Here is a 13,088-nt window from a genome sequence, read left to right as displayed (position 1 = left end):
GCCACCGCCTTGTCCGCATACGTTCTTCCCGCTGCGAGCCGCCGGGTCAACGGCGGCTCCCCATACGGGAGATCGGGGGTGCGCTCGTGCGCATCGGACTGCTTACGGAGGGTGGCTATCCGTATCTGAGCGGTGACGCCAGGCTCTGGTGCGACCGGCTCGTGCGCGGGCTCGGGCAGCACGAGTTCGACGTCTACGCGCTCAGCCGCAGCGAGCGCCAGGAGAGCGAGGGCTGGGTCCCGCTCCCGCCGCAGGTCGGCCGGGTGCGTACGGCGCCGCTGTGGACGGCCGAGGACGACGGGACGAGCTACGGGCGCCGGGCGCGGCGGCGGTTCGCCGAGTGCTACGGGGAGTTGGCGGCGGCGCTGTGCGCGGGGAACCCCCAGGATCCTTCCAGGGCTTCGGAGGAGACCCCGGCCACTGAGGCGGACCGTTTCGGCAGCGCGCTGTACGGGCTCGCCGAACTCGCCCGCGACGAGCGCGGTCTGGTGGGAGCGCTCCGCTCCGAGGCCGCCGTACGAGCCCTGGAGCGCGCCTGTCGGGCGCCGGGCGCCCTCGGAGCGGCGCGTGAGGCCCGCGTACCGGATCTGCTCGCGGTCGCCGCGCACCTGGAACGCGCCCTGCGCCCCCTCTCGCTCGACTGGTACGAGGACGACGACCTCGGCTCGGCCGACCTGTGCCACGCGACGTCCGGCGGCCCCGCGGCCCTGCCCGGACTGCTCGCCCGCCACTTCCACGGCGTACCCCTGCTGCTGACCGAGTACGGCGTGCGGCTGCGCACGCACTACCTGGCCGCCACGGACGCGTCGCCCGCCGTACGGTCCCTGCTCGCCGCCTTCCACGGCCGGCTCGCCGCCGAGATCTACGACCGCGCCACGATCGTCACCCCCGGCAACGCGCACGCCCGCCGCTGGCAGGAACGGTGCGGCGCCGACCGCGCGAAGCTCCGCACGGTGTACCCGGGCATGGACGCCTCCCGCTTCACCGAGGTCGGCGAGTCCCCGGAGTCCGCGGACCCCGACACGCTGGTCTGGGTCGGCCGCGTCGAACCCGCCAAGGACCTGGTGTCGCTGCTGCACGCCTTCGCGGAGATCCGCAAGGAGGCGCCGAAGACCCTGCTGCGGATCGTCGGCACCCCGGACGGGCCCGACGGCGAGGCCTATCTCGGGCACTGCCGGGCGCTGGCCGCGCAGCTCTTCCCCGACGAGGCGGCAGGACTGCACGCCGTCGGCGACAACCCCGTGTCCTTCGAGGAGATCGGCGGCCCGGAGCTGCCGAGCCTCGCCGACGCGTACGCCGCCGGCGCCGTGACCGTGCTGTCCAGTGTCGTCGAGGGCTTTCCGATCAGCCTCGTCGAGGCGATGTTCTGCGGCCGCGCGACCGTCTCCACGGACGTCGGCGCGGTGGTGGAGGTCATCGGGGGCACGGGGCTCGTCGTACCGCCACGCAACCCGCGCGCGCTCGCCGAGGCCTGCCTGGCGCTGCTGCGTGACCCCGAGCGCCGGGAGCGCCTGGGCGCCGCGGCACGCGCGCGTGCGCTCGAACTGTTCACCGTCGAGCAGAACACCACGGCATTTCACGGCATTTACCTGGAGGTCGTCTCGCGCACCCCGCTGCGCCGTGTCGTCCTCGGCGACACGGGAGAGCCCCTGCCGTTCGCCGTCCCCGCCGAGGCACACCTCCCCGGCCGCTGGACCCACCCGGACGCACGCGTGGTGGCCCGGGGCGGCCCCGGCTGGGCAACGGGCACCCCGGTACGCGCGACCTCGCCGCGGCCCGCACCCCCCATGCCGGCCACCGAGGGGGCCCGATGAGCGACCTGGGAGCACTGGACCGCCCTGGCACCCCGGACAGCCCCGGAGCCTGGGACGAACGGTCACAGGAATGGCTCGCGGGGGAGCCCACCGGCTCGGACACCACCGGAGGGGAGGCGGTACCTGGTGGGCGCGGGGGCGATGACGCCCTGGCATACGCGCGGGCCGACGCCGAAGCGCCGGCACGCACGCGTGGCGACACCGAACCCTCGGCTCGCGCGCGTGCAGACGCCCGAGCCACGGCGCACCCGCGTGCGGACGCTCCAGCTGTTCCCCGGCGCGCCGCCGCCGACCCGGTGAAAGCGCTGATGCACCGTCACCGCGAGTTGTGCGAGCGGGCGGTGGACCCTTTGGAGATCGCTGCGGGTCTGGAGGCGCACGGCGTCACCGACCGGACCGCCGCACGCTTCCGGCACCGGGACGTCTTCTCCCTGGCGGAGGAGATGTACGCGCGTGTACCCCGCGACGACGGTGCAGCCGGCCGCCCAGCAGCCCTCGACGTGCCCAGGGCACGCTTCGACTGGGCCCTGCTCACCCTCCTGCCCGGAGCGCTGTGCGCGGCGACCGTCACCGCCCTGAACCTCACCCACGGACAGGTCCGCGCGATCGCGGCCGCCGTCGGAGTCCTCGCCGTCGCTCTCGCCGTGCGCGCGGCGCTCAGCCGCGGCCCCCTCAGCGTTACGGACCGCAGACCCCCGGGACCCCTCCCGCACGCCCCCCGCAGCCGTATGAGCACGTACGGGCTCCTCGGGTACGCCCTCCTCGGCGACGGACTCCTGCGCGCAGCCCTCGCCGGAGGCCCCGACGGCCCCTGGCCCATCCCCACGGCCCCCCTCCTGGCCCTCATGCTGGCCTGCGCACCCGCGGCCTGGAGCGCCCACCTCTTCGCCGTACGCGCCCGCCGCAGACTGGCCGCCAGCCGTGCCCTGGAGGAGTACGCAGCCTCCGTACGACCGCTCCTCATCGGCACGTTCGCCCTGTTCCTGTGCGCGCTGACGGCCCTGCTCGCCCTGTGCGGCGCGGTCCTGGGCGAGCCCGCGGCCTACGCCCAGACCGTCACCCTGGGCGCCCTGCTGCTCCTCGCCCGCCTGCTCACCACACACGGTTTCACCCACGCCCCGGCGCTCGTCCTCACCACCACGGCCGCGGCCGAGGTCACCGCCACGGCCACCGTCTTCGCGGGCCGCCTCCCCGGGTGCGGCTTCCTCGCCACCCCCGTGGAGACCCTCGTCGACCACTGGGGCCCCGGCAGTGTCCCGGCCCTGGCCTGTGGGGCAGCCGCGCTGACGCTGCTGATCCACGCGACCCGCACCCTCACCCGGGCTTCGGCCCATGCGCCCGCGGACCGGCCGTGCTGACGCGGCAGCCGCCCCCGGCGCACCCTCACGACTCGCACGCACTCCGACGCGCGCCGGCCCACGCCCTGCCGCAGGCGCCCGGGCCCGCCGCCCGAGGCAAGCGCACCACCCCCTCCGAAGGAGAACCCCAGATGATCACCTCCCGACCCGACATCTCGGCCCCGGGAGCCGCCCGATGAGAGTCCTGCTGATCGGAGCCAACGGCTACCTCGGCCGCTTCGTCGCCGACCGTCTGCTCGCCGACCCGGCCGTCCAGCTCACCGCGCTCGGCCGCGGCGACGACGCCGACGTCCGCTTCGACCTCGCGTCCGGCAGCCCCGGAGCCCTCACCCGCTTCCTCGACGCGGTCCACCCCGGCGTCGTCATCAACTGCGCCGGCGCCACCCGGGGCGGCGCCCGCGACCTCACCCGCCACAACACCGTCGCCGTCGCCACCGTCTGCGAGGCCCTGCGCCGCAGCGGCTGCGGCGCCCGCCTGGTGCAGATCGGCTGCGGCGCCGAGTACGGCCCGAGCCAGCCGGGTTCGTCGACGGCGGAGGACGCCGTCCCGCGCCCCGGCGGCCCGTACGGGGTGAGCAAGCTCGCCGCCACCGAACTGGTCCTGGGCTCGGGCCTGGACGCGGTCGTCCTCCGGGTCTTCTCACCGGCCGGCCCCGGTACCCCCGCCGGCTCGCCGCTCGGCCGGCTCGCCGAGGCCATGCGCCGCGCCATGCAGTCCGGCGACGGCGAACTCAAGCTCGGCGGCCTCGGTGTGCAGCGCGACTTCATCGACGTACGCGACGTGGCGCGCGCCGTGCACGCCGCCTCGCTGTCCGCCGCGCAGGGCGTCATCAACATCGGCTCGGGCCGCGCCGTCCGGCTGCGCGACGCCGCCGCCATGCTCGCCCGCGTGGCCGGATACGGCGGCGCGCTCCACGAACTGGACGGCCCGCCCGGCCCGCTGCGGGCCACCATCGGCCACCCCCGCAGCGAATCCGACCACGCGGCCCCGGTCGCGTACCCGTACCCCGACGGCTGCGGGAGCTGGCAGCAGGCCGACGTGCGCACCGCACGCGACCGGCTCGGCTGGCGGCCCCGCATCAACCTCGAAGAGTCCCTCGCCGACATCTGGATGGAGGCGGCATGCCGTATCTGACCAGTACCAAAGCGGGCACCGCGAGCACCGACGTCCGCACCGGCTTCGGCATCCCCGGTTACGCACACCCCCTCGTCGCCCCCACCGAATGGGGTGAACTCACCCGCCCCGGAACGCCCTTGCACTGGGTCGTCCTCAACGTGGCCGACGGCCCCGGCTCCCGCCCCGACCCGCACTGCCTGGAGGCCGCCGGCCGCCTGCGCAACGCGGGCGTACGGGTCCTCGGCCACCTCGACACCGCCCACGGGGCCCGCACCTTCGGCGAGGTGATCTCCGACGCGCACCGCTACATCGACTGGTACCGGGTCGACGGCTTCCTGCTGGACCGCTGCCCGGCCGAACGCGTCTGGCTCCCCGAGGTCCGCCGCACCGTCACCACGCTCCGCGGTATCCGTGACGATGCCCACATCGTCCTCGGCCACGGCGCCCACCCGCACCCCGGCTACGCCGAGACCGCCGACCAGCTGGTCACCTTCTCCGGGTCCTGGAGCGACTACCGCTGGTCGCAGGTGGCCGAGTGGACCGCGGACCACCCGCCGGAGCGCTTCTGCCATTTCGTCCACGGGGTGCCGCGCCCCCACCTGGAGGAGGCACTGCGCATCGCCCGCTGGCAGGGCGCCTCGACGATCTACTTCACCGACCGCACCGACCGGGGCGGCCGCGCCGACCCGTGGGAGACCATGCCCGGCTACTGGGACGAAATCGTCTCGCGGATCGGAACGGGTGTCTCGGAATGAAGAAGGCCGTGGCAGTGTTACGGGGAGAACAACTGTAGTGATTGACCGACCAACGGAGTCCCCGTGTCGCTGCCACCCCTGGTCGAGCCAGCCTCTGAGCTCACCGTAGACGAGGTCCGCAGGTACTCCCGCCACCTGATCATCCCCGACGTCGGGATGGACGGGCAGAAGCGGCTGAAGAACGCCAAGGTGCTCTGTGTGGGCGCCGGCGGCCTGGGCTCGCCGGCGCTGATGTACCTGGCCGCGGCGGGCGTCGGCACGCTCGGCATCGTGGAGTTCGACGAGGTCGACGAGTCGAACCTGCAGCGCCAGATCATCCACAGCCAGGCCGACATCGGCCGCTCCAAGGCCGAGTCCGCGCGCGACTCCGTCCTCGGCATCAACCCGTACGTGAACGTGATCCTTCACGAGGAGCGGCTCGAGGCCGACAACGTGATGGACATCTTCAGCCAGTACGACCTGATCGTCGACGGCACGGACAACTTCGCGACCCGCTACCTGGTCAACGACGCGTGCGTGCTGCTCAACAAGCCGTACGTGTGGGGTTCGATCTACCGCTTCGACGGCCAGGCCTCCGTCTTCTGGTCCGAGCACGGCCCCTGCTACCGCTGCCTGTACCCGGAGCCCCCGCCGCCGGGCATGGTCCCCTCCTGCGCAGAGGGCGGCGTCCTGGGCGTGCTGTGCGCGTCCATCGGCTCCATCCAGGTCACGGAGGCCATCAAGGTCCTCACCGGCACCGGCGAGCCCCTCGTCGGCCGCCTGATGATCTACGACGCCCTGGAGATGCAGTACCGCCAGGTCAAGGTCCGCAAGGACCCGAACTGCGCGGTCTGCGGCGAGAACCCCACCGTCACCGAGCTCATCGACTACGAGGCCTTCTGCGGCGTCGTCTCCGAGGAGGCCCAGGAGGCGGCCGCCGGCTCGACGATCACTCCGAAGCAGCTCAAGGAGTGGATCGACGACGGCGAGAACATCGAGATCATCGACGTCCGTGAGATCAACGAGTACGAGATCGTCTCGATCCCCGGCGCCAAGCTGATCCCGAAGAACGAGTTCCTCATGGGCACCGCCCTGGAGACCCTTCCTCAGGACAAGAAGATCGTCCTGCACTGCAAGACGGGTGTCCGCAGTGCGGAAGTCCTCGCTGTCCTGAAGTCCGCGGGCTTCGCCGACGCCGTACACGTGGGCGGCGGCGTGATCGGCTGGGTCAACCAGATCGAGCCGCACAAGCCGGTCTACTGATCACCGGTCTCGCCGACCAGCGAGACTGAAGAAGCCCACGGCTCTGACCAGTTCAGATGCCGTGGGCTTCTGTCGTTGTCGGTCGGCGTCGGGCACCCCGTTCCCCGTTGGTACTCGCGGCTCCGGCAGGTGGGGGACACGCCCATGGTGAGCCGTGTCCGGTGATTGTCATGGTCGTTGGAGCGAGCATGCGAAAGATCATCCTGACCGCCACGCTGGCCGTGGCCGCTGTCGCCATGGCAGTTCCTGCTCATGCCGACGACAAGTCGACCCCCCACTGGACCTTCGCGCCGGGATCCGTCTGCGGGCTGGAAGGGGCAGAGGTGTCGGCGCTGCCGATTCTCACTGACTTCGTTCCCATCCACGCCAACAACTGCCCGAACGGCAACGTGCTCGATTACCCGACGATCTAGGTCGAACGGTCACCTCAACCCACTACTCTCCCCAGCTTCCCTCCCGTCCGCCGTCGACCCACACACCGTGGAGCGGGCGTGGTTCACGGCGTCCACGTGGAGCGCGCCACTGTACGGACGACCTGTACGCCATGGGCCGTGTCTGGTCGGCTCTGCCTGGCCGATGGTGGACGGGATGGAAGCACCCCGAGGAACGCCATCCTCTGCCGGGCCGCGCATCCCGCTGCCCGGCTACGAGGCGCAGACCTTGCCGTCCTTCGGCACCGTCCCGTTCAGCAGATAAGCGTTCACCGTGGTGTCCACGCAGTCGCTCCCGTTTCCGTACGCCCCATGTCCCTCGCCCTTCCAGGTGAGCTCCACACCGACGCCCTTGCCCAGTTCGTCGGCCATCTTGCGGGCACCCTCGTAGGGAGTCGCCGGGTCGCCGGTGTTGCCGACCACGAGGATCGGTGCCGCGCCGGGCGCACTGGCCGGCGGGGTGTCCCACTGGCCGGCCACCGGCCAGTCGTGGCACCAGCCAGCGGTGTCCCAGCCCATGAAGTCGCCGAATACGGGCGAGATCTTCTCGAACCGCGCCAGCCGCTTCTTCGTTTCGGCGGGTGTCGGGCGCAACTTGCTGTCCAGGCACGATATGACCCGTTGTGAATGGGTCGTCGTCTCGTAGTGCCCCGAAGCGTCGCGGCCGTTGTAGCCGTCGGCCAGCGACAGCAGTTCCGAGCCGTCTCCGTTCTCGGCGGCGTTCAGCGCGCTGGTGAGACTGGGCCAGCTCTGCCTGGAGTAGAGGGGGTAGGTCAGTCCGGTCAGCGCGAGCGTCTGGGTGAGCTTGCGGCCGCTCGAGGTGGGCAGCGGGCGGCTGTCGATCCGCTTCAGCAGGGCCGCGATCTTCTGTGATCCCTGCGCCGGGTCCTGTCCCGTCGACTTGAGGTAGTCGTCCAGTGCCCGCTGGAAGCCCCTGGCCTGGTTCTCGGCGTGACCCACCATGTCGGCGCTCGGGTCGACCACGGCGTCGAGGACGAGCCGCGCAACCCTCTTCGGGAACAAGTGGGCGTAGACACCGCCGAGTTCGGTGCCGTACGAGATGCCGAAGTAGTGCATCTTCGAGTCGCCCAGCACCTGGCGCATCAGATCCATGTCGCGGGCGGTGTCGGTCGTCGACGCGTGCGACATCAGCTTTCCGGCGGCCTTCGCGCAGCCCTCGCCGAAGTCGACGGCGTCCTGGAGGTAGGCCTTCTCCTCGGCCGGGGTGTCCGGTGTGGTGTCCACCGACTCCGCGGCCTGGATCTCCTTGTCGCTGCGGCAGCGGATTCCCCCGCTCGATCCGACGCCGCGCGGGTCCCAGCTCACCAGGTCGTACCGTTCACGCAGTTTGGCGAAGGTGGGGCCGAAGGAGGGGAGGTAGGAGACGCCCGGGGCGCCGGGGCCGCCGAAGTTGAACAGCAGCGAGCCGATGCGCTTGCCCCCGCGGGCCTCGGCGCGGATCAGAGCGAGGCCCATCGTCTCGCCCTGCGGCTTCGACCAGTCCAGCGGCACCTTCAGCGTCGCGCACTGCCAGTCGTTGCCCGGCGCCGGGGAGTCGTCGGTGGCCTTGCAGCGGCCCCATGCGAGCCTTTGTGTGGTCAGCGAGGAGGGCAGCGCGGCCGTGGTGCCGGGGGAGCCGGACGACGGCGAGGCGGCCGCGCTCGTCCTCCCGCCGCCCTTGCCGTCGTCGGACGACGAACCACTGCTGCAACCCCCCACCAGGAGCGCTGCGGCGGCCCACAGAGCCGTCCACCGTACGAATCGCGCCATGTGCGTCCCCCCTCGCGGGCCGTCCGCATCGAGCAGCAGACGGCTGTCAGGCCATCGTAGGCGGATCAAGCCAGACCTGCCGGAGCCTGTGGATAACCTTCTGACCTGCTGCTTTACCGCAAACGCGGGTCGGGTCTCAGGAACAGACGGTGCCGGCCGCCGGTACCTTCCCGTCCAGCAGATAGCCGTTCACGGCGGCCTGCACGCACTTGTTCTTGCTGTCGTAGGAGCCGTGCCCCTGCCCCTTGTACGTCAGCTCCACGCCGACGCCCTTGCCCAGCGCGTCGACCATCTTCTTCGCACCCTCGTACGGCGTGGCGGGGTCGCCGGTGTTGCCCACGACGAGGATCGGCGCGGCTCCCGGCGCGCTCACGTCCGGATGGTCGGCGGCCCCCGCGACGGGCCAGTCGGTGCAGCTGAGCATGGACCAGGCCAGGAAGTCACCGAACAGCGGTGAGGCGGCCCGGAACTCGGGCAGTTTCTGCTCCACGTAGGCCGTGCTGTAACGGGGCTTCTCGTCGGCGCAGTTGATGGCGATGTTGGCGGCGGTGATGTTGCTGTACTCGCCGTTCTCGCTGCGCCCGTTCAGCGAGTCGGACAGGGCCATGAGGACCTTGCCGTCGCCGCTGTACGCCTGTTGCAGGCCTTCGGTGAGGTACTGCCAGTAGTCCTTGGAGTACAGGGCCTGCGCGATGCCGTTGGTCGCGGCGGTCTGGGTCAGTCGGCGGGGGAGGATGCCGGGGATCGGCTTCGCGTCGAGGTCCCTGAGCAGCTTGGCGATACGGTCCTTCACGTCCTGCGGGGTGTTGCCGATCGGGCAGGCACCGGCCTTCGACGTGCAGTCCGCGGCGTAGTTGTCGAGCGCGAGCTGGAAGCCCTTGGCCTGTCCGAGCGAGCTCTGCTCGGCGTTCTGCGTCGGATCGACGACCGCGTCGAGGACGGCGCGGCCCACCTTCTTCGGGAACAAGTGGGCGTAGACGCCGCCGAGTTCGGTGCCGTACGAGATGCCGAAGTAGTACAGCTTGTCGTCGCCGAGAACCTGCCGCATGAGGTCCATGTCACGGGCCGCGTCGGTGGTGCGCACATACGGCAGCACCTTCTTGGAGTTCTTCTCGCAGGCCGCGTTGAACTTCTTGGTGTTGTCGAGGTACGCGGTGCGCTCGCCGGCGTCGTCGGGGGTCGCGTCCTGCTGGAAGTACGCGTCGAGCTGCTGGTCGTTCTCGCATTTCACGGGGGCGCTGCTGCCGACGCCGCGGGGGTCGAAGCTGACCAGGTCGTAGCGGGTGCGCAGTTTCGCGTAGTCCTGGCCGAAGGCGGGCAGGGTGGTGACGCCCGAGCCGCCGGGACCGCCGAAGTTGAAGACGAGCGAGCCGATGCGTTTGCTGCTGTCGCCACTGGTCTTCGCCCTGATCAGCGCGATGCCGATCGTGTCGCCCTTGGGCTTCGCCCAGTCGAGGGGCGCCTTCATGGTGGCGCACTGCCACTGGCCGCCGTTCGGCAGGGGCGACGGGGCGTTGCCGCCGCCTTCCGCCGCGGACGGGGCCGGACAGTCCTTCCAGTCCAGCTTCTGCGCCGACAGGTCCCCGTCCTTGGCGTCCTTGGAGCTGTCGCTGCAGCCCGCCAGCACGGAGGACAGCAGCAGGAGGGTGGCGGTCAGGGCGGCCGCGCGCGGGCGGAAAGGGTTCGGCATGCTCCCATCCTGTCGTCACGCGCGCGTGGGCGCTCGGGGCACGGGCCGTAAGAGGTAGCCCGGCTACGGTCTTCGTACTACAGCGCACCCTTGCGCGACAGTTGGTTGAAGGCCAGCCAGCCCGGCAGCACGGGCAGCCACAGCGTCAGCAGCCGGAACAGCAGCACGGCGGGGGCCGCCACTTCCTTGGGCAGGCCCACGGCGATCAGGCCGACCGTCAGGGTCGCCTCCACGGCGCCCACGCCGCCCGGGGTCGGGGCCGCGGAGCCGAGCGCGTTGCCGGCGAGGAAGACCACGGCGACGCTGGCGATGCTGAGTGAGGTCCCTGCCTGGCCGAAGGCGCGGATCGAGGCGTCCAGGCACATCACGAAGCAGGCGGTCAGCAGCAGCATGCCGCCGATGCCGGTGACGAGCTTCTGCGGCCGCTGCAGCACGTCCAGCATGCGCGGCACGACGCCGGCGAAGAGCGACCGCACGCGCGTGGCGACGAATTTGCGCAGGAACGGCACCGAGGTGACGACGAGGACGAGCACGGCCACCGTCAGCAGACCCGCGATGACGGTCCGGGACGGCGACAGGGACGGCGTCTTCTCGGTGCCGGTCAGATAGCCGAACGACAGCAGCATCAGGATGTGGCAGCCGAGCCCGAACAGCTGCGAGGCGCCGACGCTCGCCACCGCGAGCCCCGGGCGTACTCCCGCGCGCTGCAGGAAACGCGTGTTGAGGGCTACACCGCCCACCGCGGCCGGCGCGACGATCTTGACGAACGACCCGGCGACCTGCGCCGCCACGGCCCGCAGGAACGGCACCCGTTCCGGCACGAACCCCAGGAGGGCCATGGCCGCCGCGACGTAGCTCAGCGCCGAGAACAGCACGGCCGCGACGACCCAGCCCCACTGCGCGTTGGCGACCAGAGGACCGAACTCGATATGGGTGAGCTGCGTCAGCAGGAAATACGCGCCGATGGCACCGGCGATGAAACTGATCAGCGTCCGCGGCCGTACCCGCTCGAGCCGGGCCGGCTCGACCGGCGCCTGCGGTCTGATCAACAACACCTGGTGCCGGATCTGCGTGAGCAGGTCCTCCTCGCGCGCCTCGTCGATGGCTTCGTCGATGGCCCGCTTCTCGGCCCGCTGCTCAGCGCGTACGGCCTTCTTGTCGGGCTTGTCGAGTCCCGGGCCGGTCTCGTCCGGGGCCTCTTCCAGGCGGTCCTGTTTGGCCTGCCGGGACGCCTCCAGGACCGCCTCCCGCTCGCGCTGGGCCCTTTCCCGGGCCAGCTTGCGCAGGGTCGCTCGGGAGGTGCGGCTGAGCGCGATGGGCTGCAGCATCGGCAGGCAGTCGGCCACGTCGTCCGGACCGAGCACGGCCACCGCCGACGCCACCGCGCGCTCGGCGCCCACCCGCAGCCCGAGCGTCACCAGGAGCTGCGAGATGTCCATGCGCAGCAGCAGATCACCGGCCGCGATCTCACCGACGCGCAGGTCGGTGAGGATGACCGTGCCGGAACGATCCACCAGAATCGCGTCACCCACCAGTCTGCGGTGCGCGATGCGCCGGGACTGCAGTGCGCGTACCTGGTGCCAGGTGTCGTGCAGCAGCTCGTCGGTGATCTCCTCGTCCGCGAGGGTGTCGAGGGTGCGCCCGCCGGTGTGCTCGTAGACGAGCATCACGGCGTCGGGACCGAGCTCGGAGGTCGCGATCAGCTTGGGCGCGTTCGCGCCGGCCGCGATCGCCGCGTAGGCGAGCAGGGCCTCCTGCTCCAGTGCCTGGCGCAACGACTGGAGACTGCTGCGGGTGGCGAAGCCGCGCAGCGTCAGATTGCGCCACACGCGGTAGAAGAACCCCTGCGCCTGCTGCTCACGGTCGACGACCGTCACGTCCAGGGGCGGGCCGTCCTCAAGGGTGACGAAGTAGCGCCGTCCGCGGTCGCCGGTCTCCGGTGTCTCCGGAACTTCCTCGCGCGACGCGGTCACCGGGCGGAATCCGACGTGCCGCAGACCCGCCATCAGCGTCCGCCCGGTGGGGCGGACGTTGGGCGAGCCGACCGCGTACAGCGTCCCGTAGGCCACGGTCCAGCCGATCAGCACCGTCAGGATGATCGAGAACGGTGTCGTGTAGCCGGAGACGAGCATGGAGAACGCATCGAGGAGCAGCACCGTCCACAGCACCGCGCGCCAGCGCGGCCGCCGCGACATGCCGACGGCCGTCATGTACGCGATGACCGGCGCGAGATAACCGTGCACCGGGTCCGTCAGGGCGTGGATGTCGCCGGGGGAGGGCTGGGTGAGCGCTTCCTGGATGGAGCCGGGGGCGCCCTTGGCGACCCACAGGTCTGTGGCGAGAGTCACTCCGTGCGCGAGGACCGCCGCGAGCACGCCGTCGGCGATGCGCAGCCCGTCGCGCTTGATCAGCCGTTCGATCGCGAACGCGACCGGTACCAGCAGGATCGCGATGCTGGAGGCCAGACCGGCGATCTTGATGAGCAGGTCGGGCGCCTGCCCGGTGCCCTTGTTGATGTCCTGTTCGAGGCCCGAGGTGGTGCCGTGGGCGAACGCGGCGATCGCCAGCAGCAGGATGATCCCGAGCACGCCCACCAGGAGGCGCATCAGATCCGACGGGCGGTGCACGCGCGCGGGGAGCAGCGGTTCGTCGCCCTCGACCTCGTCGATGTGCGTCTCGTCCAGGAAGCCGTCCTCGCCCGGGTGGACGTCCTTCGAAGCGGTGTCCTTGCCGTCGGTGCCCGAGCCGGAGCCGTTGCCGGGGCGCGACGAGGCGTCAGAGGCGCTCTTGGCGTCCTCTGGGTGCGCACCCTGCTGCTTCATCGTCTCTTCTTGGTCTCGTATCACCGGTCACCGCCCGCATGATGGTGGCATGCTCCACCGACACACGGGGGCATCAGGGTGCAAGAGCG

At 71.3% G+C, this 13,088-nt stretch carries 9 protein-coding genes; 6 read left to right on the top strand and 3 right to left on the bottom strand.

Annotated features, from left to right (window positions below):
- Positions 1-86 precede the first annotated feature (86 nt).
- The 6 genes from ABD355_RS37095 to ABD355_RS37070 all read left to right on the top strand — a co-directional run bounded on the left by ABD355_RS37095 (position 87) and on the right by ABD355_RS37070 (position 6,699).
- Positions 87-1,814 (top strand): DUF3492 domain-containing protein, encoded by a 1,728-nt coding sequence (locus ABD355_RS37095; RefSeq protein ID WP_344405427.1) that lies wholly within the window; start codon positions 87-89, stop codon positions 1,812-1,814.
- A complete protein-coding gene (locus ABD355_RS37090; RefSeq protein WP_344405425.1) occupies positions 1,811-3,172 on the top strand; it encodes a hypothetical protein in 1,362 nt (453 codons plus the stop codon). Before ABD355_RS37095 ends, ABD355_RS37090 begins: the two co-directional genes overlap by 4 nt.
- Positions 3,173-3,347: 175 nt before the next feature.
- A complete protein-coding gene (locus ABD355_RS37085; protein ID WP_030929185.1) occupies positions 3,348-4,307 on the top strand; it encodes an NAD-dependent epimerase/dehydratase family protein in 960 nt (319 codons plus the stop codon).
- Positions 4,295-5,044, top strand: a complete 750-nt coding sequence (locus ABD355_RS37080) for a spherulation-specific family 4 protein (protein WP_344405424.1) — start codon at positions 4,295-4,297, stop codon at positions 5,042-5,044. Before ABD355_RS37085 ends, ABD355_RS37080 begins: the two co-directional genes overlap by 13 nt.
- A 63-nt stretch (positions 5,045-5,107) precedes the next feature.
- A complete protein-coding gene (gene moeZ, locus ABD355_RS37075) occupies positions 5,108-6,286 on the top strand; it encodes an adenylyltransferase/sulfurtransferase MoeZ (protein WP_344405423.1) in 1,179 nt (392 codons plus the stop codon).
- A gap of 188 nt (positions 6,287-6,474) precedes the next feature.
- Positions 6,475-6,699, top strand: a complete 225-nt coding sequence (locus ABD355_RS37070; RefSeq protein WP_344405422.1) for a hypothetical protein — start codon at positions 6,475-6,477, stop codon at positions 6,697-6,699.
- Between the two features lie 231 nt (positions 6,700-6,930).
- On the opposite strand, the gene ABD355_RS37065 is transcribed toward ABD355_RS37070, so the two are convergent.
- From ABD355_RS37065 to ABD355_RS37055, 3 genes are all read right to left on the bottom strand, one after another.
- Positions 6,931-8,487: an alpha/beta hydrolase gene (locus tag ABD355_RS37065; protein WP_344405421.1), complete on the bottom strand. Its 1,557-nt coding sequence runs from the start codon at positions 8,485-8,487 to the stop codon at positions 6,931-6,933.
- Positions 8,488-8,623: 136 nt separating this feature from the next.
- Positions 8,624-10,177 (bottom strand): alpha/beta hydrolase, encoded by a 1,554-nt coding sequence (locus ABD355_RS37060; protein WP_344405419.1) that lies wholly within the window; start codon positions 10,175-10,177, stop codon positions 8,624-8,626.
- 77 nt (positions 10,178-10,254) lie between these two features.
- Positions 10,255-12,999, bottom strand: a complete 2,745-nt coding sequence (locus ABD355_RS37055) for a lysylphosphatidylglycerol synthase domain-containing protein (RefSeq protein WP_344405418.1) — start codon at positions 12,997-12,999, stop codon at positions 10,255-10,257.
- Between the last annotated feature and the right edge of the window lie 89 nt (positions 13,000-13,088).

This window comes from Streptomyces longisporus (assembly GCF_039532765.1).
Classification (GTDB): domain Bacteria; phylum Actinomycetota; class Actinomycetes; order Streptomycetales; family Streptomycetaceae; genus Streptomyces; species Streptomyces longisporus.
Note: the sequence above shows the minus strand (reverse complement) of the source record. Positions and strands in the feature narration are given on the sequence as shown.